Origin of the sequence: Paraburkholderia sp. MM5496-R1, from assembly GCF_050436205.1 — a bacterium.
GTDB lineage: Bacteria > Pseudomonadota > Gammaproteobacteria > Burkholderiales > Burkholderiaceae > Paraburkholderia > Paraburkholderia tuberum.
Genome location: NZ_JBNDLT010000003.1, coordinates 1121662 through 1147366, shown reverse-complemented (window position 1 = coordinate 1147366; position 25705 = coordinate 1121662). Strand labels below are relative to the sequence as shown.

General features: G+C 64.4%; 25 protein-coding genes and 4 pseudogenes. 8 read left to right on the top strand and 21 right to left on the bottom strand.

Annotated elements, in window-relative coordinates:
• Positions 1-95: 95 nt before the first annotated feature.
• From OKW38_RS31630 to OKW38_RS31605, 6 genes and pseudogenes are all read left to right on the top strand, one after another.
• Positions 96-1057 (top strand): annotated as a pseudogene (locus tag OKW38_RS31630) (GlxA family transcriptional regulator).
• Positions 1058-1110: 53 nt separating this feature from the next.
• Entirely contained in the window at positions 1111-1869 is a 759-nt protein-coding gene (locus tag OKW38_RS31625; protein ID WP_090808185.1) for an SDR family oxidoreductase, read from the top strand.
• A gap of 192 nt (positions 1870-2061) precedes the next feature.
• On the top strand, positions 2062-2274 hold the full coding sequence (locus OKW38_RS31620; RefSeq protein ID WP_429333119.1) for a hypothetical protein: 213 nt from the start codon (positions 2062-2064) through the stop codon (positions 2272-2274).
• A 517-nt stretch (positions 2275-2791) separates the two neighbouring features.
• Complete coding sequence (locus OKW38_RS31615) at positions 2792-3172, top strand: BON domain-containing protein (protein WP_429333120.1); 381 nt, start codon at positions 2792-2794, stop codon at positions 3170-3172.
• 734 nt (positions 3173-3906) lie between these two features.
• The gene (locus OKW38_RS31610) at positions 3907-4041 is read left to right on the top strand and encodes a hypothetical protein (protein WP_018424053.1); all 135 of its coding nucleotides are present in this window, start codon (positions 3907-3909) and stop codon (positions 4039-4041) included.
• 46 nt (positions 4042-4087) lie between these two features.
• Entirely contained in the window at positions 4088-5734 is a 1647-nt protein-coding gene (locus OKW38_RS31605) for an NRAMP family divalent metal transporter (RefSeq protein WP_018424052.1), read from the top strand.
• A 119-nt stretch (positions 5735-5853) separates the two neighbouring features.
• Here OKW38_RS31605 and OKW38_RS31600 read toward each other — a convergent pair.
• Positions 5854-5982, bottom strand: a pseudogene (locus OKW38_RS31600) (4-hydroxyphenylacetate 3-monooxygenase reductase subunit); the annotation flags it as partial.
• Between OKW38_RS31600 and OKW38_RS31595 the strand changes: the two are divergent.
• Positions 5974-6303 (top strand): annotated as a pseudogene (locus OKW38_RS31595) (response regulator transcription factor); the annotation flags it as partial. The pseudogenes OKW38_RS31600 and OKW38_RS31595 sit on opposite strands and share 9 nt — an antisense overlap.
• Positions 6304-6331: 28 nt before the next feature.
• On the opposite strand, the gene OKW38_RS31590 reads toward OKW38_RS31595, so the two are convergent.
• The 6 genes from OKW38_RS31590 to OKW38_RS31565 are packed head-to-tail and all read right to left on the bottom strand — an operon-like array spanning position 6332 to position 10971.
• A complete protein-coding gene (locus OKW38_RS31590; protein ID WP_429364805.1) occupies positions 6332-7075 on the bottom strand; it encodes an SDR family NAD(P)-dependent oxidoreductase in 744 nt (247 codons plus the stop codon).
• 22 nt (positions 7076-7097) lie between these two features.
• The gene (locus tag OKW38_RS31585) at positions 7098-8240 is read right to left on the bottom strand and encodes an amidase (RefSeq protein ID WP_429364803.1); all 1143 of its coding nucleotides are present in this window, start codon (positions 8238-8240) and stop codon (positions 7098-7100) included.
• Positions 8237-8755: a nuclear transport factor 2 family protein gene (locus OKW38_RS31580; RefSeq protein WP_429364801.1), complete on the bottom strand. Its 519-nt coding sequence runs from the start codon at positions 8753-8755 to the stop codon at positions 8237-8239. The genes OKW38_RS31585 and OKW38_RS31580 overlap by 4 nt, the downstream gene beginning before the upstream one ends.
• A gap of 4 nt (positions 8756-8759) precedes the next feature.
• The gene (locus OKW38_RS31575; RefSeq protein WP_184057654.1) at positions 8760-9137 is read right to left on the bottom strand and encodes a hypothetical protein; all 378 of its coding nucleotides are present in this window, start codon (positions 9135-9137) and stop codon (positions 8760-8762) included.
• A 53-nt stretch (positions 9138-9190) separates the two neighbouring features.
• Positions 9191-9691 (bottom strand): aromatic-ring-hydroxylating dioxygenase subunit beta, encoded by a 501-nt coding sequence (locus tag OKW38_RS31570; protein ID WP_026226450.1) that lies wholly within the window; start codon positions 9689-9691, stop codon positions 9191-9193.
• Complete coding sequence (locus OKW38_RS31565; RefSeq protein ID WP_429364799.1) at positions 9688-10971, bottom strand: aromatic ring-hydroxylating oxygenase subunit alpha; 1284 nt, start codon at positions 10969-10971, stop codon at positions 9688-9690. Before OKW38_RS31565 ends, OKW38_RS31570 begins: the two co-directional genes overlap by 4 nt.
• Before the next feature lie 175 nt (positions 10972-11146).
• On the opposite strand from OKW38_RS31565, the gene OKW38_RS31560 reads away from it, so the two are divergent.
• Positions 11147-12067: a LysR family transcriptional regulator gene (locus OKW38_RS31560; RefSeq protein WP_184057656.1), complete on the top strand. Its 921-nt coding sequence runs from the start codon at positions 11147-11149 to the stop codon at positions 12065-12067.
• Between the two features lie 15 nt (positions 12068-12082).
• On the opposite strand, the gene OKW38_RS31555 is transcribed toward OKW38_RS31560, so the two are convergent.
• The 14 genes and pseudogenes from OKW38_RS31555 to OKW38_RS31490 all read right to left on the bottom strand — a co-directional run bounded on the left by OKW38_RS31555 (position 12083) and on the right by OKW38_RS31490 (position 25629).
• Positions 12083-13051, bottom strand: a complete 969-nt coding sequence (locus OKW38_RS31555; RefSeq protein WP_429364797.1) for a PDR/VanB family oxidoreductase — start codon at positions 13049-13051, stop codon at positions 12083-12085.
• A gap of 252 nt (positions 13052-13303) precedes the next feature.
• Positions 13304-13462, bottom strand: a pseudogene (locus OKW38_RS31550) (MFS transporter); the annotation flags it as partial.
• A 69-nt stretch (positions 13463-13531) separates the two neighbouring features.
• The gene (locus OKW38_RS31545; RefSeq protein WP_429364795.1) at positions 13532-14308 is read right to left on the bottom strand and encodes an enoyl-CoA hydratase; all 777 of its coding nucleotides are present in this window, start codon (positions 14306-14308) and stop codon (positions 13532-13534) included.
• A complete protein-coding gene (locus tag OKW38_RS31540) occupies positions 14305-15513 on the bottom strand; it encodes a CaiB/BaiF CoA transferase family protein (protein WP_429333127.1) in 1209 nt (402 codons plus the stop codon). Before OKW38_RS31540 ends, OKW38_RS31545 begins: the two co-directional genes overlap by 4 nt.
• A 208-nt stretch (positions 15514-15721) precedes the next feature.
• Entirely contained in the window at positions 15722-16624 is a 903-nt protein-coding gene (locus tag OKW38_RS31535) for a LysR family transcriptional regulator (RefSeq protein ID WP_090808166.1), read from the bottom strand.
• A 136-nt stretch (positions 16625-16760) separates the two neighbouring features.
• Positions 16761-18068: an MFS transporter gene (locus OKW38_RS31530; RefSeq protein WP_184057662.1), complete on the bottom strand. Its 1308-nt coding sequence runs from the start codon at positions 18066-18068 to the stop codon at positions 16761-16763.
• Between the two features lie 171 nt (positions 18069-18239).
• Positions 18240-19160, bottom strand: coding sequence for a LysR substrate-binding domain-containing protein (locus OKW38_RS31525; protein WP_429364793.1), 921 nt, complete (start codon positions 19158-19160; stop codon positions 18240-18242).
• Between the two features lie 49 nt (positions 19161-19209).
• Positions 19210-19914, bottom strand: coding sequence for an EthD family reductase (locus OKW38_RS31520; protein ID WP_429365554.1), 705 nt, complete (start codon positions 19912-19914; stop codon positions 19210-19212).
• Between the two features lie 2 nt (positions 19915-19916).
• A complete protein-coding gene (gene hpaC / locus OKW38_RS31515; RefSeq protein WP_090808158.1) occupies positions 19917-20438 on the bottom strand; it encodes a 4-hydroxyphenylacetate 3-monooxygenase, reductase component in 522 nt (173 codons plus the stop codon).
• Positions 20439-20458: 20 nt separating this feature from the next.
• Positions 20459-21676 (bottom strand): acyl-CoA dehydrogenase family protein, encoded by a 1218-nt coding sequence (locus OKW38_RS31510; protein WP_090810333.1) that lies wholly within the window; start codon positions 21674-21676, stop codon positions 20459-20461.
• Between the two features lie 35 nt (positions 21677-21711).
• Entirely contained in the window at positions 21712-23067 is a 1356-nt protein-coding gene (locus OKW38_RS31505; RefSeq protein ID WP_429364791.1) for an MFS transporter, read from the bottom strand.
• A 635-nt stretch (positions 23068-23702) separates the two neighbouring features.
• Positions 23703-24221 (bottom strand): hypothetical protein, encoded by a 519-nt coding sequence (locus OKW38_RS31500; protein ID WP_429364790.1) that lies wholly within the window; start codon positions 24219-24221, stop codon positions 23703-23705.
• 249 nt (positions 24222-24470) lie between these two features.
• The gene (locus OKW38_RS31495; RefSeq protein WP_187612478.1) at positions 24471-24950 is read right to left on the bottom strand and encodes a DUF1348 family protein; all 480 of its coding nucleotides are present in this window, start codon (positions 24948-24950) and stop codon (positions 24471-24473) included.
• A gap of 13 nt (positions 24951-24963) precedes the next feature.
• Positions 24964-25629: a TetR/AcrR family transcriptional regulator gene (locus OKW38_RS31490; protein WP_429364788.1), complete on the bottom strand. Its 666-nt coding sequence runs from the start codon at positions 25627-25629 to the stop codon at positions 24964-24966.
• Between the last annotated feature and the right edge of the window lie 76 nt (positions 25630-25705).

Genomic DNA, 25705 nt, shown 5'->3' with positions numbered 1-25705 from the left:
ACGAACAATTGCCGCGAGCCGTTGAACACTGCCAAACGCACAGCGTTGACTGCCGCGGCGTGCCCTTCACGTTCCCCGTCAAAGGAAGTCGTCCGATGCCCACCGTCGCGATCGCGATCTTCCCAGGAGTGCAGGCACTCGACGTCGCCGGTCCCGTCGACGTGTTCTCCGAAACGAACCGCTTCGTCGCGCCCACGCGGCACTACGAGGTCAAGCTGCTGGCCGCGGACCCGGCGCCGCTGCGCGCGTCGAACGGAATGACGCTGGTGGCGGACGCGACCTTCGAGCAGTCGCGCGAACCGTTCGATCTCGCGCTCGTCGCCGGCGGCCCCGCGCTACCGCGCAACGAAGTGCCGGACGCGCGCCTGCTCGACTGGCTCGCCAACGTCGCGACCGTTGCGCTCGCTACGGCTCGATCTGCACCGGCGCTTTCGCGCTCGGTCACGCGGGCCTGCTCGATGGGCGCCATGTGACGACGCACTGGCAGCACGCCGCGCAACTCGCCGCGCAGTTTCCGCGCGCGCGGGTCGACTTCGATCGCATCTATCTGCGCGACGGGCCGCTGGTCACCTCTGCGGGCGTGACGGCCGGCATCGATCTGTCGCTCGCGCTGGTGGCCGAGGATCACGGTGCGCATAGCGCGCTCGCGGTCGCCAAGCGGCTCGTCGTGTTCGCGCAGCGGCAAGGCGGTCAGTCGCAATTCAGCCCCTATCTGACCGCGCCCGCCGACGACACCTCGCCCGCCGCGAAAGTGCAGGCGCACGTGATGGCGCGTATCCATGACAGCTTCACCGTCAAGCAACTCGCCGACGTCGCGGGCATGAGCGCGAGTAACTTCGCGCGCGTGTTCGTGCAGGAAACCGGCGTGACGCCGCATGAATTCGTCGAACGCGCGCACGTGGATGCCGCACGCAAGCTGCTCGAAAGCAGCGCCGCGGCGCTGAAGACGATCGCCTACGATTGCGGCTTCGGCACCGCCGACCGCATGCGCATCGTGTTTACGAAGCGGCTTGGCGTGACGCCGACGCAGTATCGCGAGCGCTTTCGCCCGGTCTGAATACGGCGTGAGAAAATCGTCGACTCTGCACGTCAACGATCACCAGGAACGACATGACCTCCTCTTCTCCGATTCGCGCGATCGTCACCGGCCATACGCGCGGCCTGGGCGCGGCGCTCGCCGAACAACTGCTCGCGCGCAACGTCACGGTGCTGGGTATGTCGCGCTCGCGGCATGCCGCGCTGAAGGCGCGCTTTGCCGCGCGGCTCGAAGAGATCGAGCTGCCGCTGGCCGAGCCCGCACGCGTCGCGCAATGGATCGCCACCGACGCACTGAGCAACTTCGTGCGCGGCGCGCAGACGGTGCTGCTGATCAACAACGCGGGCATGATGCAGCCGATCGGGCCCATCGAAGGACAGGACGCCGCGAGCGTCGCGGACGCGGTGAGCCTGAACGTCGCGACGCCGCTGATGCTCGCGAGCGCGCTCGCCGCCGCGGCCGTCGACGCAACCGACCGCCGCATCGTGCACATTTCGAGCGGCGCGGCGCGCAACGCGTATCCGGGCTGGAGCATCTACTGCGCAACCAAGGCCGCGCTCGATCATCACGCGCGCGCCGTCGCGCTCGACGCGAATCGCGCGCTGCGCATCTGCAGCCTCGCGCCGGGTGTGATCGATACGGACATGCAGGCGCAAATTCGCGGTAGCGGCGAAGAGCAGTTCCCGATGCGCCAGCGCTTCGACGAGCTGAAGCGCAACGGCCAACTGTCGACGCCCGAGCAATGCGCGGCGCAGTTGATCGACTATGCGCTCAGCGATGCGTTCGGGCAGACGCCGGTCGCGGACATTCGCGAGATCGCGAAATCGGCCTGAACGGGCTATTGCTGCCGGGTATTTGCGCTCCCGAAAATCCTCACCTCAAGCACGGAGCAGTGGCGGATCGGCGTCAGCTACCGTCGTCGTTTCTCCCGAAAAGCCTCACCTTTGAGGTGAAAAGAGGACTCGAGGAGGCATTTCAGCGAGCGCATTGCGGCGCTCACACACCGCTCCCGAAATCCCTCACCTTTGATCGAACGCAGCCGGATCGCTTCGCCGATGCCGGCCGCGCACGCGGCAGATCGCCTGGACATTCAACGACTTACGTTGCACAGCCGCCGCACGGTCACCGCGACGGATGCCATGATTGGCGACTGCATGAAGCGCGTTTTGTACGTCGGCACGACGGGCCGTCGCCTGATACAGCATCGACGGCTCCCGAATATCCTCACCTATGGCTGACAGGCATGAATGCGCGCATTCCCGCGAGCCTCTTGCCGCGGGGTTTGTGCGGTTCCCGGCCCGGCCGGTTAGTTGCAAAAGAACCGCCCGCGCGCGACTCCCGAAAGTCCTCACCTTTGACGCGATGCACGCGCCACGTTCATTCGATCGGCACGTTCTTCAGCCCCACGCACCGCGACGACGTTCTTCATCGCGTCGACGAACCTGACGAGAAGGAAGCAACGTTGGGAATGCGATATGAGTTTCAGAGGAAACCATTCGCAATTTGTAGCGCCGTCCGGGCGACTCCCGAATTCCCTCACCTTCAATTTTGAAGTGCGCGTACAGGTGCGCATATTCTCACCTCGGCGGCTCCCGAATCTTCTCACCTATCAGTATCGGCGCGTGCGCCGCAGAATATAATCGGGGCCGACGGTCGATGACTCGTCGCGAGGCGGTAGTGCGTTGCGCCGCCTCTTCCCCGCTGGCAGCACGCGGCTCGAACGGCAGTTCCTGACAAACCGGCAAAGGAGGAAGAATGAAAACAAACGGCGCGAGCAGAATCCTCGGTGCACTGTTCGCGGTGGCCATCGCGACTTGCGCGACCTGTGCAAACGCACAGACGCGCGAGATGCCGAACGATGCGTCGATGCAAAGCCAGTCGGTCCCAGCGGCTTCGAACCGGAACAACAACCGGTCCGACAGCGCAATCGTCCGCGACGTCCGCCGCGCTTTCACGCGCACCACGAACCTCAATTCGGCGAACATCCGTGTCGAAGCGCGTCACGGCATCGTTACGCTGACCGGCACCGTGCCGCGGCAATCGCAAATCGCGCGAGCCGGCAACGCCGCGCGATCGGTTCGCGGCGTCAGAAGCGTGCATAACCGGCTGACCGAGCGACGGCGCGCCAATCAGTGAGCACGGCGTGGTGGCATCGGCCGGACGGATCGGTGCCGCCTGTTCGACCTCCCCCCTATATCGGCCTCGACCCGCATGTCATTCAAAGTGCCCACCGTCGCGCGCCGCACATTTTTTTTGCTCTGCTTAAGAAACAGGTTGACCTCGGCGGAAGGCGAACCCTAGAATTCAAAAATCATCACCGATGGGGCTCGTGCCTTGGACACCTGCAGTAGCCGACTTTCGAACAGATTCGCTGCCTGACCGGCAGGACGTCCGCGCTCTCTTCATCAGCCGCCGTCTTGCCAGTTGGCAGACGGTGCGCGCCGCAGTTTCTTCCCGTGCACCTAAAGTAACGTCGTATCCGCATGACAGGAACGCCGCGTTCACGCGCGTTCCCGCGCCGATACGGCGTCGCATCGCGAGCCTTGCGCTTGCGGTCGCGTTTGCGCGCGCGTTGTCAGTCAACGCAAACAGTTCAACGCAATGCGCGCCGAACGCGTGGATAAACACGTGCGTAGCGAACGTGTGTAGCGAGCGTGCGTAGCGAACGCTTCAGACGCTCGAACGCAGTCCCCGCTACACACCGACAAGGAGCCGCCATGCCCGACAGTGACAGTTATCCCTTATGCCGCTTCCCCGTTCTATCAACTGAGGAAAGCGAGTAGACCTCCACCGCCGCGCCCGGACATACGCGGCCTCCGTGTCTGCTGGCTTTCCACCAGCGCGTCGAAACCGGCGCCCGGAGATCCCTCATGCAATTCGGCCTCCTTCTTTCGCAGTTCCCGCGTGTGCAGGAATCGCGCGCCCATTACGACGGCATGCTCGTGCTGCACGCACCGCATCCGTTCATCGCCTTCTGCCGTCGCGTGATGTCGCGCGTGGCATAGCGTTTCGCGATCCGACCTTCGACAAATACAACCAGGAGAGAACGACATGTCTACTCCGACGAACATTTCCTCCGCGCGCAGCGCCGTGCTCGATTCGGCACACGTCGGCGATATCAAGGGCGCGCTCGGCACGATCGCTCACCATGACATCGCGCCACGCACGAGCTGGTGGGCGCGCCTGCGCACGCTGCTCGCGATCCTCGGCCCCGGTCTGATCGTGATGGTCGGCGACAACGACGCGGGCGCATTCGGCATCTACACGCAGGCCGGCCAGAACTACGGCACTACGTTGCTGTGGACCATGCTGTTGCTGGTGCCGGTGCTGTTCGTCAATCAGGAGATGGTGTTGCGGCTCGGTGCGGTCACGGGCGTGGGCCACGCGCGGCTTATTTTCGAGCGCTTCGGCAAGTTCTGGGGCGCGTTCAGCGTCGTCGATCTGTTCCTGCTGAACGCGCTAACCATCGTGACGGAATTCATCGGCATCACGTTCGTGCTCGACTTCTTCGGCGTCTCGAAGATCGCGGGCGTGTGTATCGCCGCGGCGCTGACGATGGCCGCCGTCAGCACCGGCGACTTCCGCCGCTTCGAGCGTTTCGCGGTCGCGCTGTGCGTGTTGAGCCTGCTGCTCGTGCCGGTGCTCGTGTCGATTCACCCGCCGGTCGGCCAGATCGCGCGCGACTTCTTCATTCCGAACTGGCCCGCGCACTCGAAGCTGTCCGACGTGATGCTGCTCGTAATCGGCATCGTCGGCACGACGGTTGCTCCGTGGCAGTTGTTCTTCCAGCAGAGCTATGTGGTCGACAAGCGCATCACGCCGCGCTTCATGAACTACGAAAAAGCCGACCTGTGGATCGGCATCGTGTTCGTACTGATCGGCGCGGTCGCGATGATCTCGTTCAGCGCGGCGCTGTTCGACGGACGGCCCGGGTTCGGCAACTTCACGGACGCGGGCGGTGTGATCGCCGGTCTCGAGAGATACGCGGGACGTACCTCGGCCGTGCTGTTCGCGATCGCGCTGTTCGACGCTTGCGTGATCGGCGCGGCGGCTGTGTCGCTATCGACCGCCTATGCGATCGGCGACGTGTTCAAGATCCGCCATTCGCTGCACCGTAGCGTGTCGGATGCGAAGGGCTTCTACGTCGTGTACTTCGCGATCGTCGCGGCCGCCGCGGCATTGGTGCTGATTCCAGGCAGCCCGCTCGGTCTGTTGACCGAAGCGGTGCAGACGCTTGCCGGCGTACTGCTGCCGAGCGCGACCGTGTTCCTGCTGCTGCTATGCAACGATCGCGCGGTGCTCGGTCCGTGGGCCAATTCGAAGAAGCTCAATCTGTTTACCGGCGCGGTGATCTGGGTGCTCGTGATGCTGTCGATCATCCTGACCGCGTCGGTGATCTATCCGGACATCGCGGCGGAAACGATCATCGAAGTCCTGGCGGGCGGCACGTTGCTCGCGGTCGTCGGGTATGTGGCGAGCTTCGGGATGCGCAAGCTGCGCGGCGAGTCCGCGGCCGAGCCGGCTCCGGTCTATGCGAAGGACGCGCGCAACACGTGGCGCATGCCGCCGCTCGACGAACTGCCGCCGCCGCGTCTGACGCTCGCCAAACGCGTATGGATGGGCGTGCTGCGCGGCTATCTGCTGCTCGCGATCGCGCTCGTGATCGTCAAGGTCGTGCAGATGGCGTTGCTGAAGTAGTGCGAATGGTGAGGAGTTCCAGGAGGTCCGGACAATGGTGAGGTTTTACGGGAGCCACGTCCGGAGCGACAACGTAAGCGCTGCCGGAGCCCGATCTGGCCGGCAGCGCTTCAAATGACTCATTGCCCCTTCCACGCGCGCGGCACCCGGTGAAAATTCCGGTCGAAGTAAATCAGGCTGTCGCCGTCGGCGCGCACGCGAATCTGCGTGGTCTCCACGAACATGACCGAGTGCGAGCCGACTTCGTCGAGAAGCCGTACAACTCGCAGCAGATGCTCGAGCGCATTCAACGCGCAATGAAACTCGCGTCCCAGCGTCACGCGAAACACATGCGCCAACTCGAACTGCGTGAGCGGATCAACTCGCTCACGTCGTGCGAGAAGGACGTGCTGCACGGTTTGATCGAGGGGAAGCCGAGCAAGGTCATCGCGGCGGATCTGTCGATCAGTGTGAAAACCGTGGACGTGCATCGCGCGAGCATCAAGGAAAAGCTCGGCGCTTCGTCGATTCCGACCCTCGTGCGCGGCGTGCCCGAAGTATGGAGCCCGCCGGACGAGCGGCCGGAATGACCCGGCCGCCTCGGCCCTTCCAGACGCATCAGCGCATGTACAGGCCTCCATTGACGTCCCAGCACGCGCCATTGGCGAAATAAGCGTCACCGGAAGCGAGCATCATCGCGACATCGGCAACATACGACGCGGCCCCGAGCTTGCCGACCGGTATCGCTTCGATCACTTTTGCCAGCTTGTCCGCCGCCACGCTCTCGTGAACGATCGGCAAATCGAGCGGCCCCGGCGAGATCGCGTTGACTGTCACACCGCGCGCGGCGAGATCGCGCGCGAAGACCTTGGTCAGCGTCAGTACGCCGCCCTTCGCGGCCGCATAGTGCGCGCCCGTTGCCGAGCCGCCGTTCTGCCCCGCCAGCGACGCGATATTGACGATGCGGCCCACGCCGCGCTGCGCGAAGTACTGCCCGAATACCTGGCAGCCGAACAGCACGCTGCGCAGATTCACGTTGATCACCTGATCGAACTGCTCGGCGGTAATGTCCATCACGGGCACGACCTTCGAGGCGCCCGCATTGTTGACGAGCGCGTCCACGCCGCCCCAACGTTCGAGCAACGCGTCGCGCGCCGCTTCGAAGTCCGCCTTGCGCGTGACGTCGAGCCGGATTGCGCAGGCGCTCGAGCCGTCGCTGCTCAGGTCATGCGCGAGCGCTTGCGCGGGTTCGATCTCGATATCGGCCAGCGCGACCCTGTAGCCTGCTTCGTGAAAACGACGCGCGACAACGGCGCCAAGTCCGCGCGCGGCGCCCGTCACGAGCGCGATTCTGTTCGACATCTTGCTGACTCCTTGATTGCGTTCAGGCCGATTGCCCGAGGCGCGCTTCGAGGTGCGCGGCGACCGCGCACACCGTTTCGTCGTCGTTCTTGCGACCGATGATTTGCAGGCCCGCCTTCAGCGTCGAGCGTTCGATCGGAACGGGCAGGCTCAGCGCCGGATGCCCGCTCAGGTTGAACGGCCGGATCAACGACGACATGCCGATCACCGACGTGCCGGCGCGTGCCGCTTCGAGCGTGATCGGCAAGGAGGGCAGCGTCGGCAGCACGAGTACGTCGACCCGGTCGAGCGCGCGGTCCACTTCGTCGGTGAAGGTGCGGCGCACGCGTTCCGCCGCGTCGAGATCGGCGGCGCTCGTGGCCGCGGCCGCGCGCAGGCGCGCTTCGATATCGGCGCCGAGCTTGCCGCTTGCCACCAGATGGCCGAATGCGCGCGATGTCTCCGCGTTGATCACCGCGAGGCCGGCCGTGAATGCGTCCTTCAGGGATGCGAGTTCGATCGCTTGCGTGGCGAGTTCGGACTTTCCGACCGCGTTGGCGATTGCTTTGGCGATGTCGTCATCCGCGTCGACTGCGACCATGCCAACGCGCAACTGCGAAACGTCTCGACGCGCATCGTCAGCGCGAAACGAAGGATCGATCGCCATCATCACGCGAATCAGCGTGTCCGTCTCGCGCGTAAACGGTCCAACGCAGTCGAGTGTCGTGACGCGCGGCGCCACGCCGTGCCGCGACACGCGGCCGAACGTCGGCTTCAGGCCGATAACGCCGCAGCATGCGGCCGGGCCGCGGACCGAGCCACCGGTGTCGGTACCGAGCGCGGCGTCCACGAACTTCTGCCCGACCGCCGACGCGGACCCGCTCGACGATCCGCCCGGAATGCGTGCCGCGTCCTGCGGATTGACCGGCGTGCCGGAAAAGTCGTTGATGCCGGTCATGCCGAACGCGAGTTCGTGCATGTTGGTCTTGCCAGTGACGCGCCAGCCGGCGTCGAGCAAACGCCGCACGACTTCGGCGTGCTCCGATGCAAGCGGTGCGTCGGCAAGCGCGCGGCTTGCCGCTGTCGTCGCGTAGCCGGCGACGTCGATGCTGTCCTTGATCGCGATCGTCGGCGCGTCGGCGCTGTCCGTCGCGCTCAGATCGAATGTCTGCAGAAATGCGCTCATGCCGAAACTCCCTGGGCCGGGTTGACTTGCCACGGTGCATCGAAAAGACGCTCGGTACGGAAATGGCGAATCAGCCATGTCGCGCCCGCATCGTGAGTGGCGGGCACGAAGTCGACTTCGAGGCGCGCCGCGATCAGTTCCGCTTTCGCATCGACATAACCCGAAGCCTGCAACATGATCCAGCGACCCTTCGCCGTGTCGCCGTTCACCTCGATATGCTCCGCAGTCAGAAAGTGGACATTGGTCGCGAAGTGCGGCGTGGGCGGCAGATAACGCTGCAGCATCACGACGATCTGCGCCGGCCCTTCGAGACGCCCGAACTTGTTCGCGTACTGCGGGCCGATGCCTTCCCAGATCGCGTCTTCGGCGAACAGCGCGGCGAGCGCCTCGCCTTCGAGCGCGCGCGTGGGCACATCGCACAGCGCCATGTAGCGCGCGATCGTCTTACGCACCGCGTTCTGTGCTTCTAGCGCTTTGACGCGCGCGAGCAGCGCGTCGATAGCCGGATCGGTCATCGCGTCACGCATGGTTGGCGACCGCTGGCGGCACCGTCAGCGCACGGCCCACGCGCGCCTCGATCTTGCCGTAGCGCCACAGGTTGTAGTCGCCGACCGGCGTCGTCCGATACAGATTGCACACGGCCACCGCGGTATCGAAGTCGGCGACGTCGGCCATGATGTAGAACGTCCACGGCGCGCCATCGGCGTTGCCGACCACGAGCCGATCGTCGTCCATCACGCCCAGCACGCGCACGTTTTCCATCGTTTCGATCGCGTTCAGCATCTTGCCGTACGCTTGCCACACTTCGCCGATCTGCTCGCGCGGCAAGTCGAAGAAGTTCTGCGAGACGCCGCAGCAGAACAGCACACGCAAAGGCAGGTCTCGGTTGTCGCTCATGGGAACGTTCCTTGGTTCGGTTGATAGCCTTCGAGTGTCGGCATGATGACCGGTCAGAGCAGGAAGCCGATCGCGCTCAGCGCATCGGTGGAATCGATCAGGCGGATCACTTTCTCGACGAGACGCGGCTCGCCGCTCGCCATGCTGATCTTGTGCGTCAGATCGGCCGCGAAGATCGTCGACGTGCCCCGCTTGTACGCGATGATGATCTGCGACGACTTCACTTCGACCACGTCCGCGCTATCGCTCGCGAGCGTGAAGCGCGACACCGTGCGCACCGTGCGCGCGGCATCCGACGCGGATGCCGAATAGCCCGACGTCATGCGCTGCACGCGCAGCTCGCGCATGTGCTGATCGTCGTACGCGTAGTTCAGCGTTGCCGCGTAATCGGTCGTGTTCGGATCGATCGGCACCACGTAGTGGCCCGCCGGGTCCCACAACTCGAGCCACTCGCGATAGTCGCGTCGATCGAGCAATTCGGCTTCGCGCCAGATGAACTCGATCGCGCGCGCAAAGGTCTGGTGGGAAAAGAGTGCGTTTCTGTCGTCCATCATGCCTGCTCCATCATTGCGCGCCATTGCTTGTAGGCTTCGCGCATGCCGGTTTCATCGGTTGCGTGGGCGGTTTTCTCGCCGTTCGCGGCGGTCGTTTCGCGATTCAGACCGCGATTGACGAGGATCGGTACGTCCGGTCCCGCACGCGAGCCGCGCTGCACGCGCTCCCACGCTTCGGCGTCGTCGGGACTGCCGAAGCCGAAGGGGCCCTGGAAGTGCTCGTGAATGCGCAGGCGCACGCGGTTCGCTTCTTCAGGACCGCCGTCCATTGCGAGCGCGACGTGGCGAATCTCCGTTTCCTCGGCGGAAATCGGCCGCAGCACACGGAAGAACGCCATCGACAGCGCGAGATTCGGGAACAGGTTCAGGTTGAAGCCGACGCCCATCAGCGAGCGCACGATGCGGCGAACTTCTTCCGGCGGGTGCTTTTGCGCGAGTTGCGCGGCGAGTTCGCTGAAGCGCTCGGGCAGCGGCGCGCCATCGTCGCGGTCCAGATCGACGATCTCGGGCATCAGCACCGCGAGGCTGTGACCGTTGCCGAGCGAGCGGCAGAACGCCTGGCCGCTCGTCATGAAGCTGGTGATCGCGGCGGCGGTTTCGTCGTCGATGGACTTCATCCACGACTTGTGCACGACCGGGAAGTGGTACAGATCCGTCGTGTTTTCGAGCTGGATCTTCCAGTTGCCCTTGAACTTGAACTTGTGCTCGCCGTTGGCCTTGATCGGATAGCCCGCGCCCTGCTTCATGAACAGGTCGATCCACGGCTTCGCGCCGCCGAGGAAGTCTTCGAGCGGTTCGATCGTTTCGTTGAAGCTCGCGAAAATGAGGCCCTGATAGACGCCCACGCGCAGCTTCTTGAGCGGCAGATCGCCCTTTTCGCATACGCCTTCGTAACCGTCGCCGTACGGCAGAGCGCGCAGCGTGCCGTCGAGCGCATAAGACCAGCTGTGATACGGGCACGTGAAGCCCTTCGCATTGCCCTTGTGCTCTTCGCACACGGTCGCGCCGCGATGCCGGCAGCGGTTTTGCAGTACGTTGACCGCGCCGCTCTTGTCGCGCACGACGATCACCGGCTGCCGGCCGATCGTCGTCGTGATGAAATCGCCGGGCTTCGGCAGCTCGCTGTCATGCGCGACCCAGATCCACGTCTTGTAGAAAATGCGCTTCAGTTCGACTTCGAACAGCTCGGGATCGTAGTACAGGGAAGGCGCGATGCGATCGGCCTCGGCGCGCCTGGCTAAAGCGCTGGTGTCGATGGTTTGATAGGTCGGCGTACTCATCGTATGCGGGGAACAGTTGCGTGGTTGGAATGAAGACGCACATCGACGCGACGAGTCGCGTGCAACACATCAGCGCATCCTCTCGTTGACATCAGTCTCGCTTTGCGACGATCATGCGTCAAATCGATTAAAAACAGGTTGCCGGATAAGTTCGGCTGATATCACAAGAGACCCCATGACCTCCATCGACCACGTCGATCTCAATCTGCTGAGAGTGTTTCAGGCGATCGTCGAGGAGCGCAGCCTGACGAAAGCGGGCGAACGCCTCGCGCTGTCGCAGCCCGCGGTCAGCTACTCGCTCGGCCGTCTGCGCACCATGTTCGACGATCCGCTCTTTATCCGCACGCGCGCGGGTATGCAGCCGACCCCCGTCGCGCTCGAACTCGCGGAAATCGTCGGCCACGCGCTCGACACCGTGCGTCAGGCGCTGCGTTACGCGGAACGTTTCGATCCGGCGACGAGCACGCGCACGTTTCGTCTGTCGCTATCGGATGCGGGCGAAATGGCCTATCTGCCCGCGCTGTGCGCGGCGCTGCAGAAGTCCGCGCCGCGCGTGAAGCTGGTCGTCGAGCCATTGCCTGTGGAGGAGATCGAAGAGGCGCTGCGCTCGAGCCGGTTGGACTTCGCGATCGGCAATCTGCCGTCGCTGCTGCCGCGCACGCGGCATAGCCTTCTGTTCGAGGAATCGTATGTGTGCATGACGCGCAAGCGCCGCGACCTGCCGAGCGGTGACACGCTGAAGCTCGACCGGTTTCTGGCCGCGTCGCACATCCAGGTGCGCTCGCTCGAACACAGTCACCATGCGCTCGACGACGCGCTGCGCGCGCAACGCGTCGGCCGCAATATCGCGTTCGCGTTGCCGCACTTCGTCGCGGTGCCTGGCGTGCTGGCCGCGACGGATCTGTTCGCGACGCTGCCCGAACGGCTCGCGCATATCCTCAACCGCGGCGACGCGTTCCGGATCTATGCACTGCCCGTGCCGCTGCCGAAGGCCGCCGTGACGATGCACTGGCACGAGCACTTCCACGAAGACGAAGGCATCGCGTGGATGCGCGGCCTCATCACCGAGATCCTCGCGGGCTTCGAGAAGATGTGATTGCGCGGAGGCAAATCAGAGGTCGAGCACGAGCACGGGAGTGCGCGAGCGCGACACACAGCAGCAGATCACGCTATTGCTCGCGCGCTCGGCCTTGCTCAGGCAGTGATCGCGATGCTCGGGCTCGCCGCTGACCACATCCACCATGCAGGTGCCGCACACGCCTTCGCCGCACGATGTGTCCACCTCGATGCCGATCGACGCGAGCGCATCGACGATCGACGTGTTCGCATCGACTCGCACCGTCTGACCGCTGCTCGCCAATTGCACGTCGAAGCTGTCGAGCGATGCTTCGGCCACGGGAGCCGGTTCCGCCTTGAAGCGTTCGAGATGAATCGCTTCCGGGGGCAAGCGTTGCTGAGCGCTCGCTACGACAAAATCCATGAACGGCGAGGGACCGCACGTGTAGACATGCGCGTTCGCGCCTGCATCGAGCAGGCACGCATCGAGCGCGGGTTTCAGCTCCTCGGGCTGCACGCCGAAATGCAGCTTCACGTGCCGTGCGAACGGCTCGCGCGTGAGCAGCGTCATGAAGGCCGCGTGCGCCTCGCTGCGGGCGAAATAGTGCAGCGTGAAGCGCGCGTGCCGCGCGGCGAGCCGATAAGCCATCGACAGCAACGGCGTAATGCCGATGCCCGCGCCGATCAGGATGTGCTCGTCCGCACTTTCTTCGAGACGAAAAAGGTTGCGCGGCGCGCCGACCGACAGTTCGGTGCCGACGCTCACCTCTTCATGAAGCGAGCGCGAGCCGCCGCGCGATTGCTCCTCCTTCTTCACCGCGAAAATCTGCGACTCGATACACTCCGGGTCGCCGCACAACGAGTATTGCCGCGTGACGCCCGAAGGACTCGTGACGTCGATATGTGCGCCGGGTTCGTAGCGCTCGAACGGCAGCCCGTCGAGCCGCGAAATGCTGAACGAGCGGACGCCGTGCGCTTCTTCGCACAAGGCATCGACCCGAACCTTCAGGGTTTGCGCTTGCATGATTGCCTTCCGATGTATTCCTGGGGGGACGATATGCCGAGATTAGCGCCCCGCATCGAATAAGCAAAATAGATTAAAAACCCGTGCTTGCATCAATGCGATTTATTTTATGCTGAAGTGTCAAGCGCCCGACAGCGCGTCCTCCTTGCGTTGCGATTCGCTGCGCGGCTGCGTCGCGTCATTCGAAAACGGTATGTTCGGCTTCATGAAGAAGCTCAGCACGATGCCGAAGAGCATTACGCCGATCGACAGTGAAAAAATGATGCCGAGCTGCGTATTGCTGAGGCCGAACTCGCTCTTGAACTGCCCCGCTGCCGTACTGATGTTGACGCGATCCACATAGGTGATGAAATACATCAGGCACAACATCACCAGCACGGTGGTGGTGGCCTTCAGCGACAGGCGTTTCATGTGTCGTCCTCCAGATGTCATTTATTTTTTGCGGTGAAGCCCTGCCATTGCGCGTGCAGCGCAGGACGCTCAGCCCTTCGGCGTTCCCGAGCCGAAGGCCGCGACGGCGTCGCGGAACCGCTGGCTGCCGTACACCTGCTCGACGAGATCCTCGTCTGCGAGGCTTTGATCGATCACGATGCGCCGCAAGCTCTCCTTGACCGCATGCTGCGTCACGGGCGATAGCGCAACGAGCCGCTCGGCGAGCGCGCACGCCGCGTGGCCGACCTGTTCCTTCGCCGTGACGTCATACACATAGCCGCACGCGTGCGCTTCGGCGGCGCTGAGGAAATCGGAGAGCAGCAGCATCTTCTTCACGCGCGGCACGCCGAATGCCGCCACGAGCCTCGCGAGATTGCGTGACGACAGCGTGTTCGATAACGTCTTTGCGATCGGCGCGCCGAAGCGCGAGCCCTGCGCACAGATGCGGAAGTCACACGCGGTAGCGATGGCGAGTCCGCCACCCACGGCCCAACCGTCGATCGCGGCGACGGTGGGCACCGCAATGCGTTCGACCGCGTCGATCACCTGTTCGACGAGCGCTTCGTATTCGACGCCCTGCGAGCCTGCCGTAAAGTCGCGGAAGTAGTCGATGTCGGTGCCCGAGATAAAGGACTTGCCGCCCGCGCCGCGTAGCACGATGCAACCTACGGTTTCGTCCGCGCGGCATTGGTCGATCAATGCCAGCAAGGTCTCGTACATCGGAATCGACATCGCGTTGTGCCGCTCGGGGCGGTCGATCACGATCTGCGCGACCGACTCCGTCAGACGTTCGAGCCTGACTTTCTCAACCGTCGCTTCGCTCATTTCGCGGCCCCGTTGATCTCTGCGTAAAGCTCGTCGTTGTGCTCGCCCAGCCGCGGCGGATGGCGTCTTACGCGCTGCGGCGTACCGAGCATCTTGACCGGAAAGCCGATGTTCTTGACCTTGCCTTCAACCGGATGGTCGATCTCCATGCACATGCGGCGATACTGCGCATGTTCGCTGCTGAAGGCTTGCGGATACGACAGGATCGGTCCGGCGGGAATGCCCGCGGCCAGCATCGTCTCGATCCATGCCTCGCAGTCGCGCTGGCCGAACGACTTCTCGAGCGATTCGATCAGCGCTTCGCGGTTCTTCAGGCGCAGGGAAACGGTCTCGAACTCGGGATTCGTCAGCAGATCGGTCCGCTCCAGCAGTTCGCAAAGACGCGACCACAGCTTCTGGTTGGTTGCGCCCATCACGAAGTAACCGTCGCGCGCCTTCACGGCCTGATACGGCGCGCTCATCTTGTTGCTGGTGCCAAGCGGCGTCGGCTCGACACCCGTTCCCCAGTAATCCGACATATCCCAGATCGAGAAGGCCATCGCCGAATCGAACAGAGACGCGTCGACGTGTTGCCCCTGCCCGGTCTTCTGCGCGCCGATATAAGCGGAAAGCACGCCGTACACGGCGAACAGCGCACAGCCGATGTCGGCCACCGGCACGCCGGCCTTCACGGGCTTGCCGCCTTTGTAGCCCGTCACGCTCATGACGCCGGACATGGCCTGCGCCATCAGGTCGAAGCCGGGGCGCTGCGACCACGGGCCGCTCTGACCGAAGCCCGAGATGCTCGCGTAGACGATCTTCGGGTTGATTTCACGGATCGTCTCGTAATCGATCCGCAGCCGCTGAACCACGCCGGGCCGATAGTTCTCGACGATTACGTCGGCGGTCCTGGCCAGCTTGTAGAAAAACTCGCGCCCTTCGTCGGTCTTCAGGTCCAGCGCGACCGAGCGCTTGTTGCGGTTCATGTTCAGAAAGCCCATGCTGTCCGGGCCTTTCATCTTGAAGCCCATGGCGCCGCGCGTCTGGTCGCCTTCGAGGGGTTCGACCTTGATGACGTCCGCGCCGAGATCGGCGAGCATCATGCAGGCGAACGGGCCGGCCATCACCTGGCTGACGTCGAGCACACGGATGCCCTGCAGCGGCAACGGCCGGTTGTCCGTATCCGCGTCGTCGCTGGATGGTGTTTGTGCGTGGCTTTGCGTCATGTCGTCTCCTGTTTTTCCTGCCGGGCCGCTGTCGCGCGAAGCGCGTCGCGCGGCCGGCCGTTGCAGCACCGTGTTGGCGTGCGTCAACTGTCGCGCACGCGAGGTGCCGCCGCAAGAATCCGACAGTCATACCTGGTTTCGCAAAAGACGAAGGGGGGGGTGCTTTGCAGTCGAGGGTGTCGAGCGCAGGAACTGCTGCGCCCGCGCTTCAGCGGCCGGCCACGCGCCGTCCGGCCGTGAGCGCGGCTTCGACGTTGCGCAGCGTCTGCGCCTGCGCATGTCCTTCCACACAAGACAGTACGTAGCTACGTTGATGCCAGTCACCCGCGAGCTCGACGACGCCGAGGCCGTCCTCGGGATGGAAGCTGCGCAGCACGTCGGGCGGCATCAGACCCACGCCGAGCCCGTGGCGCACGACGGCGAGCATCGTGTCGAAACCATTGACCAGATAGTCGCAATCGAAGCGGCGGCCGCGGCTGTGAAACGCGCGCTGCACGGCGGCGAGGATTGCCGAGCCCTTGCCGAGGCTGACGAGCGGAAGCTCGAGCAAGGCGTCGAGCGTGATCGGCTGCGGATCAAGATGGAAATGTGCACGGCTATAAACGAGCACCAGCCGGTCCTCGCGATAGCGCATTTGCGGCAGATCGAGAAAGCCGCTCTTCTTTTCGTAGATGCCGATGTCGATCATCTTGTCGCGCAACATCTGCTGCACGATGCGGCTGTTCTCTTCGACGATCTTCAGCGAGATGCCCGGATAGGCATTCCGGATCGCGGCGATATCCGCGGCGAGAAACTCGATGATCACGGCTTTCGGCGCGCCGATCACGATGCGTCCGTCGAACCCGCTCACGAGTGCCTGCGCCTCGCTCGCGAGCCGGTCCACCAGCGTGTCGACCTGCTGCAGATAGCCGAGCAGCTTGCCACCCGACTCGGTCATTTCCACGCCGTGCGGTACGCGCCTGAAGAGCTTCGTGCCGAGTTGCTCCTCGAGATCCGACACGCGCCGCGACGCCGCCGCCACCGCGAGCCCCAGCCGGTTGGCCGCCCGCGAGATGCTGCCCTCTTCGACCATCGCGACGACGAGACGAACGGTGGTGGTGTCGACTTTCATGCGCTGACATGAGGACCGGGTCTTGGGGGAGTGCCATGTTACCGCACTCCTTTACCTCATACTGCGCGGGCCAAAGCGAAGCCTTCGCGCGATACACGTCACCGCGCGAAGGCTTGCACGCCAGGCAGGCGAAGCATTACGGCTGACGCGTTTCGTGCGTGAACTTCAGCGTGACGACGGTAACGAGACCGAGGAAGATCAGGAACACGGCAACCGGCCAGTAGGCCTGGTAGTGCGCGAGCAGCGCGGTCGCGATCAGCGGCGACAGGCCGCCCGCGAAGATCGACGCGACTTCGTGACCGAGCGCCACGCCGGAATAGCGGACTTCGGTGCTGAACAGTTCTCCGACGAGCGCGGGCAGCGTGCCGATCATCGCGCCGTGGCAGACGGCCGTGCCGAGCAAAAGCGCGAGCCAGATCAGCGGCGTGGACTGCGTGTTGAGCAGCCAGAAGAACGGAAACGCCATCACCACGAGCGACACCGCGCCGATCATATACACCGGCTTGCGCCCGATGCGGTCCGACAGCTTGCCCCACGCGAGCATCGCGCCCATTTCGACGACCATCGCGAGCATCACGCCGGTCAGCATCACCGAATTCGAAATGCCGACGAACTTGCCGTACACGAGCGAGAACGCGAGAAAGATATAGGCGCCGCCGTTTTCCGCGACCCGCAGACCCATCGCCATCAGGATCTCTTTCGGGTGACGCTTGATCGCTTCGAGCACCGGCATATGCGCGGTCTTGCCGGCTTTCTCCGCGTTCTCGAAGTCGCGGCTCTCCGGCAGGTTGTGACGGATGTACACGCCGAGCGCGAAAATCACGATGCTCGCGAGAAACGGCAGACGCCATCCCCATGACATGAACTGATCGTGCGGCAGCGCTTGCACCGCGAGGAACGCGCCCGCCGACAGCACGAAGCCGCCGCCCACGCCGAGCTGACTCCACGCCGCGAAATAGCCGCGTTTTTCGGGCGGAGCGTTCTCGCTGATCATCAGCACGCCGCCGCCCCATTCGCCACCTGATGCGATGCCTTGCAGCAAGCGCAAGCCCGCGAGCGCCGCGGGGGCGGCCAGACCGACGTGCTCATAGGTCGGCAACAGCCCGATGCCGAAGGTCGCAAAGCCCATGATCAGCAGCGTCCAGACGAGCGACGCGCGGCGTCCATAGCGGTCGCCGATATGCCCGAACACGATGCCGCCCAGCGGACGCGCGACGAAGCCGATCGCAAACGCGGCAAACGCCCCGATCGTGCCGATCAACGGGTCCGCGTGCGCGGGAAAGAACAGTTGCCCGAGCACGAGCGCAGCCGCGGTGCCGTACACGAAAAAGTCGTACCACTCCATCGCGTTGCCGGCCACCGACGCAATGATGATTTTCCTGAGTGCGCGATCCGACTCTGCTGTGGCGCGCCCGGCCGCGATCGGGGATTGAACGGAGGACATGTCTGCTCGCATCTGAAGTGGGGGGATGGCGGCCTTTCAGAAAAGGCTTCGCACGATACGCAGTGTCGAGGCGACAGATAGTGGCGTCAAATTAGCCGAAAAGCAGGGCGGGTATCAGTGCAGCTAATATGCCCGGCGTGCCCGGGCACCCGCGGGCACGCTCACGGGCGCTCAGCGTGCCGGCTGATGAAACATCGTATGGATAGTCTCGCGCAGCCACGCGATGCCGGGGTCCGCCGCGAACTGCGAGTGGGAGTGCACCTGAATTTCGATCGGCGGCAGCGGAAACGGCAGCGGCAGAATCCGGAACGCCTTGCCGCGGTTGAAGCGCTTCGCGATGCTTTTCGGAAAGATCACGGCAAGATCGGTATTCATCACGATCTCGGGCGCAACGACGAAATGCGGCAGCCGCAGCACGACCTCGCGCTTCAGGTTCAGCTCGTCGAGCCATTGCTCGACCATCCGATGCCCGGTCGCATTGGTGCTCGCGTACACGTAGCGTAGCGCGGTCAGATCTTCGCGGCTCGGCCTCGTCTTGCGCAGCGGATGACCGGCGCGCACCACGCACACGTGCTCGTCGACGAACAGCGTCCGGCTCACGCAGCCCGCGTCGAGACCCGGCACATAGCCGAGCGCGAGATCGACTTCGCCGGCGCGCATCGCCGCGCTGACCGACTCGACCGCCACATTGGCAACCTCGATGCGGATGCCGCGCGCTTCGCGATCGAGCAGCGCGGCGAGCGGGGGCAAGAAGTAGAACTCCGACATGTCCGACATCGACACGCGAAACACCCGTCGCGCGGTCGACGGCTCGAACTTCGCCAGCTGCTGCACGGCTTCGTTGATGATCGCGAACGCTTGCGCGAGCGGCGGATAGAGGCGGTACGCGGCATCGGTGGGGACCATGCCATTGGGCGTGCGCGAAAACAGCGGGTCTTCGAACAGAGTGCGCAGACGGCGCAGCGCATGACTGACCGCCGGTTGCGTGAGACCGAGCCGATCGCCGGCCGCCGTCAGACTGCGCAGGTCCCAGATCGCGAGGAACACGCGCAGAAGATTCAGATCGGCGATGCCGGGATTCAGCTTGTTCATGCGCAGCTCTCGCAAACTAAGGCATGTCGCAGGCCGCGCGACGCGCCGGTCAATATGCGGCGAGGTTACCGTAGATGCTGCGCATTGCAAAATGCGGCGTCGCCCCGCTGTACGGCGGCAGCGCGTGGAAGTCGCGGCGCATCGCATCGCGCACCGGCGACGCGAGCGCATCGGTGAGCGCGCTCGCATCGTCGAACACGACCTTGTTGCGTTGCATCGCGCTCGCGCGCGCAAACGGCAAACCGCTGCGGCTGTCGATGCGCGTGTAGATCTCCATTTCGCGCAGCGCCGGCAATTGCAGCATCAACGGCGGATGATGCGCCAGATAGTGCGTAAGCCACGCGTTGAAGTCTTGCGCGACGCCTTCGTATGCGACGAGATAGGTGCAGCGTTGCGCGTAGTCTTCGACCGACGCAGCCTGCGGTGGCGCGAAGATGCGCACGGCCATCACCTGCTGCGAGAAGCTTTGCGGGCTGAATTCGGCGCGCATGGCCGAATGCAACGCGTGCGCGATCGCGCCGTCAGGTTCGAGCGCGGCTTCGAGCGGCTCGAGTTCGTCGAAGTACCACTGCAGCACGCATGACGGCGCATCGGCCGCCGGCGCGATACGCGCATCGACCTGTCCCGCGATCGGCTCGTGCACGATCAGCTTGCGCAGCCCCGCGACTTGCGTGGCGGCCCGCAGCAGCGCGCGCGGGTCCGTGAGCGATTGCCGCGCGTCGCTCGTGCCGATCAGAAAGAGACAGACCTGCATCGTCATGCCGCCTCGCAAGCCGCGACACCGGCACGCGCAAGCCGGTGGAACTGCCTGCCGAAGTAGACGAGGCCATCGCCGTCATCGCGCGTGGCGATCCGCTCGATCCGCACGAACATCACCGAGTGCGAGCCCACCGTCTTGCTGTCGACGATCTGTCCTTCGAGGCTCGCGAGCGCGTCGCCAAGCACCGGAGCGCCGAGCGCTCCCGGCTGCCACGCGCATTGATCGAAACGCGCGTCCATCGAGCAACCCGTCATGCCCGCGAACACGCGCGCCAGCTCCTGGCAGTGCGCGCCAAGGATGTTGATGCACAGGTTCGCGTTTTCGTGCATCACGTCATGCACATAGCTCGATTGATTGATGCACACCAGCATGGTCGGTGGCGTATCGGTCACCGAACAGACCGCGCTCGCGGTGATGCCGCAGCGCCCGCGCGGACCATCGGTCGTGATGATGTTGACGGCCGCGCCGAGGCAAGCCATCGCGTTGCGGAAGTGCGTGCGCGTTTCGTCGTGCGTCATGACAGTCGCTCCTATGTCGCTCAGGGATAGGGCGTGACCGGCGGTATGCCGACGAACAGCGCGCCCGACGCGTCGTAGGTGCCTTCGCCGAGAAACGCGTGCTGCGTGACGACGATCGAATCGCGCACCATCCGCTGCATGCGGCTCTCGCGATAGATCGCGCCGATTCCAGCCATCTTGTACGCCTGCATGACCACCTCGGCGCACGTATGCGCGGCATGCGTCGCGGAGAGCCGCAGCAGATTGGCCTCGCTGGGCGACACGGGGTCGCCCGCCATGACCGTGCGCCACGAAGTTTGCGCCGACTCGAAGAAGAACGCGCGCGCGCTGCGCAGATTCGCTTCCGCCTGCGCGAGACCCGAGCGATAGTACGCGCGGTCGGCAAGACGCGGCGCGCCGGTCGTCGTTCTGGTTACGCCGGACATACCGGCCAGCAGGTCGAGCGCCGCGCGCGCGAGCCCGAGGTTCACCGCCGCATGCACCTGTGCCTGATATGCGACGGCGGGGTAGCGGTAGAGCGGCTCGTCGATCAGCGGCGCACCGCCGCGCACGAAGGTCCATTGCTCGTCGACGAACCTGTTTTTCAGGCGCAGATCGTGGCTCCCGGTGCCTTGCATGCCGACCACGTTCCAGTTGTCGACGATCTCGACTTCGCTCGCCGGAAACACGGCCGTGAACGGCTTGCCCGCGTTCGCGTCGCCGACCTTGCCCGGCGCGCCACCGATGCCGACGCCGAGCCAGTCCGCGCCCTTGCAGCCGCTCGCGAAACGCCATTGACCCGACACGACGTAGCCGCCGGGCGCACGCTCGGCCGGTTGCAGGGGATACAGGCCGCCCGCGAAAACCTGGTCCGGACCGGACGCGTAGATGCGGGCCTGAGTCTCGACCGGCAGCGACGCAAGATACGTGTTCGCGGAGCCAAAGGCCGCGACCCATGCGGTCGAACCATCGGCGATCGCGATGCGTTCGAGCATCGCGAGAAACTGTGGCGGCGGCAGCGCGTCGCCGCCAAAGCGTTTCGGCGTGCTCGCGCGGAAGATGCCCGCGCGCTTCATCTTCACGATCATGTCGCGCGGGACGTGTGAAACCGCATCGAACTCGTCGCGGCGACGCTCGACTTCGGTGATCAGGTCATCGAGCGACAGCGGGCCCGTGTATTCGGGGTAGTCCTCCTGCGTGTCGATGATGGGTGCGTCGGCGGTGCAAGCGCGGGCGCTGGCGGTATGAACGGCGTGCATGCGCGTTACCTCTTGAGTCAGTGATGTGAACGATGTCATTCGGTTTCCTGATGCGCTTCGATGCGCATCGCTTTCGGATAGGTCTCCCGGGCGAGCAGCGTCGCGATCACGGTGATCAGGCCGAGCACGCCGAGATACAGAGCGACCGGCGTCGCGCTGCGATAGTGCGCGAGCAGCGCCGTGGCGATCATCGGCGACAGGCCGCCGCCGAGCACCGAGGAGATTTCGCGCCCGATGCCAAGCCCCGAGAAGCGCAGATGTACCGGCAACAGTTCGCTGATGAACGCGGGCTGCGCGCCTTCGAGGATGCCGAGCGTGAGGCTGTTCGCCAGCACGAGGGCCGTGATCACTTTCCAGTATTCGCCGGAGCCGAGCAGCGCAAAGTACGGCCATGCGACGAGCACCAACGCAATCGCGCCGGCGAGATACACGGGCTTGCGTCCGACCTTGTCGGTCAGGTAGCCGAAGAACAGCGAGAACGGAATCATCAGCAGCATCGAAAGAGTCAGGCCGCCGAGCATCCAGCTCGATTTGATGCCGAGGAACTGGCCATACGCGATCGAGAACGCGAAGAAGATGTACGACGCACCGCCTTCGCCGAAGCGCAAACCGAAGATCGTCAGCACTTCGCGAGGACATTGCCGCAACACTTCGATCACCGGCATGCGGGTGTCGCGACGCGTTGCCTTCGCTCGAGCGAACGCGGCGCTTTCGCCGACCGAGCGGCGCATCCACAAGCCCAGTGCGACGAGTGCGGCGCTGCAGAGGAACGGAATGCGCCAGCCCCAGCTCAGGAAATCGGCAGACGACAGGTTCTGCACCAGCAGGAACGCACCGGTCGACAGCACGAAGCCGAGCGCCGCGCCGCACGGACTCCATGCGGCGAGCGCGCCGCGCTTCGATTGCGGCGCGTTCTCATGGATCAGCAGGATGCTGCCGCTCCATTCGCCGCCCGCGGCGAGCCCCTGCACGATGCGCAGACACACGAGCAGCGCCGGCGCGGCGAGGCCGATCCGCTGGTAGGTGGGCAGCACGCCCATCAACATAGTCGCCGTGCCCATCGCGAACAGCGTCAGCATCGTCACGAGCTTGCGCCCGTAGCGGTCACCGAGATGTCCGCACAGCACACCGCCGATCGGCCGCGCGATGAAGCCGACCGTGAAGCCGCCGAACGCGGCGATGGTGCCGGTGAGCGGATCGCTGCCGACGGGGAAGAACAGCTTGCCGAATACCAGCGCGGCGGCCGTTCCATACAGGAAGAAGTCATACCATTCGAGGATTTGACCCAGCACGGCGGTCGTGACCGCGCGTCGTACGCCGCTCGTCGCGGCGGCGGATCGGCGTGATGCGAGCGGAGCGCTCAGATCGGAATTCACGGCGTCAGAGTTCATGGCTCAGGGAGAACGAAGATTGAGGTTCCCGCATGACGATGGCTCTACGCAGCGGGGCGAATCACATCCGGACGACATGGCTGCACGATATGAGCGGCGATAAACGCGGTCAAATTCGGGCCAAAAATGGTCGATATGAATGGCGTGCATGGGCGAGGCCCGGATCGAGCGACGCGCGAATGGTGAGGAGTTCCAGGAGGTGGCGCTACGGTGAGGGTTTACGGGAGCGGTGGGCGGGATGCGCGACGGCTCACGCGGTGTGCGTCGGAACGGCGATGGGGATGAGGTGCATCGAAGTGCGCAGCGCGTGCTTCGCTGGCTTCAGCGTTGCGGTGAACGATTGCGTTTCGGACCAGCGAGCGCGGAGCGCGTCGGCGTCCAGTGCGCGAAAAACACGCTGGAATGCAGGGCTAAAAGTTAAAGCGAGCCTGTTGAGGTGAGGTCTTCCAGGATGGTGAGGATTTCCAGGAGTCGAGAGAACGACGCTTTGTGCGCCATGGTGAGGAGTTCCAGGAGGTCGACCCCGCATTCGAGACCTCGCGCTCGCGGCAATTGCTCAATCCGGGTAGAACGGAAGCCTTTGGCTCCCGAAAAACCTCACCAGGGGGCGATCGCCCACGTTGCTTACGGCTCCGTCAGAACTTTACCTTCAGCTGAAAACCAATCGTAAAGGGCAGATTGTCCGATGGGATCGGCGGAATGACGATGAAGTTCGCGCCGACGCGCTTGTATTCGAGCATCACGATCGGCGCGACCACCGGGCCGATCGTGTGATTGCTGCCAAGCCCCCAGTTGCCATAGTTATAGCCGGAGATGATCCCGCCGATCGCCGCGATCCGCACGATTCCCCAATGCGCGAACTCCGGCGCCCACACGCCGCCGCCGTAGTAGGACGGCCGACGCAGCGAGTTACGAAAGCCGCCGGCCGTCAGCGCCCACTGGTTGTTCAGCCAGCATTCGACGCCAAGCCCGGGATTGAACTGCTCGAAGTGCGTATCGGGATCGGGGTTGATGTGATACGAGCCGAGCATCGCGTCGACCCATACACCGCCGTCACACCAGTTGCCCGCGTGCGCCGCGGAGAGCCCCGCGAAGCTGGCGAAAAGCGCCACCGCGGCGCGCCGGATATTCTTGTTCATCTGCCTGAAGTGCATTTCTTCTCCGTCACCGGTCGAGCGCCGGTGTCATGGTGTTCTGGCGATCCGCGTGCCGCCCGTCGCGCACTGTATCTGAAGCCGTGCGGTCGATGTCGAGGACTCGCTCGGCCGGCCGGGCACGCGACGTGCCCCCGCAGCCGGAACCGCCACCATAACGGAGAACCGATGGCGCCGTGATGAACAAGCGGTGAAGAAGTTCGCGGCGCGCATCAGGTGCGCCGCCGGCGATGAATGTGGTGGGAACGTCTACAGACCGAGATCGGACAGGCTGGGGTGATCGTCGGGCCGCCGGCCGAGCGGCCAGCGATACAAGCGGTCGGCTTCGCGGATCGGCAGGTCATTGATGCTTGCGTGACGATGCGCCATCAGACCATGCTCGTTGAACTCCCAGTTCTCGTTGCCATACGAGCGGAACCAGTTGTTCGAATCATCGTGCCATTCGTACGCGAAGCGCACCGCGATGCGGTTGTCGGTGAACGCCCACAGTTCCTTGATCAGCCGATAGTCGAGCTCCTTCGCCCACTTGCGGCGCAGAAAGCCGACGATCTCCGCGCGGCCATGCACGAATTCGGCGCGGTTGCGCCACACGCTATCCGTCGTGTACGCGAGCGATACGCGCTCGGGTTCGCGGGTGTTCCAGGCATCTTCCGCGGCGCGCACTTTCTGGATCGCGGTATCGCGAGTGAATGGCGGCAGCGGCGGGCGGGCTTCGATCGTATCGGCCATGATGGTTCCTCAGTCAGGTGGTGGTGCGCCGCGATGGCGGCCGTTTGGTTGCGGCGGGTTTCACTGCCGCATCGAGCAAGGTCTTGCCAACCGCCCGCGCGTCGAGCGCCGCATCGGCTTCGCCGCTCACGAGCGCCACCGCGATCGCGCCGTCGAGCAGCACGAGCCATTGCCGCGCGAGCGGCGCCGCGCGACGCGCATCGATTTCGGCTTCCACGACGAACGCGACGCATTCGGCACGCACGAAACCGAGCAGCCGTGCCTTGTGTTTGCGCGCGACGACGCGGATCGGATCGTCGGCGGATTCGATTTCGCCGGCCGCGTTCAGAAACGCGCAGCCATGAAAATCCGCCGATGCGAACCACTCGCGCAGCACGTCGAACATGCCGAGCAGGCGTCTGCGCGCGCCCTTGCCGCGCCGTTGCGTGCCGGCGATAAACCAGTTCATCCAGCGCTCGTCGCGCCGTTCGAGCGCGGCCGCGATTAGCGCATCTTTCGACTCGAAATGCGTGTAAAAGCTTTTGCGCGCGGTGCCGGACTGCCGCACGATCGCATCGACGCCGGTTGCATGGATGCCGCCGGCGTAGATGAGCGCCTCGGCGGCATCGAGCAGCCGCTCGCGCGCCGTGCCGGACTGGGCCGCGTCGTTTGGATCGGTCGGAATCGTTTCGTGTGTCATGGACGAAAAGGTAGAACGATCATTCTCCATCGTCAAGTTTTTCTTCGAGCTTGAGCGCTGTGGGTGCGCTTGCTGC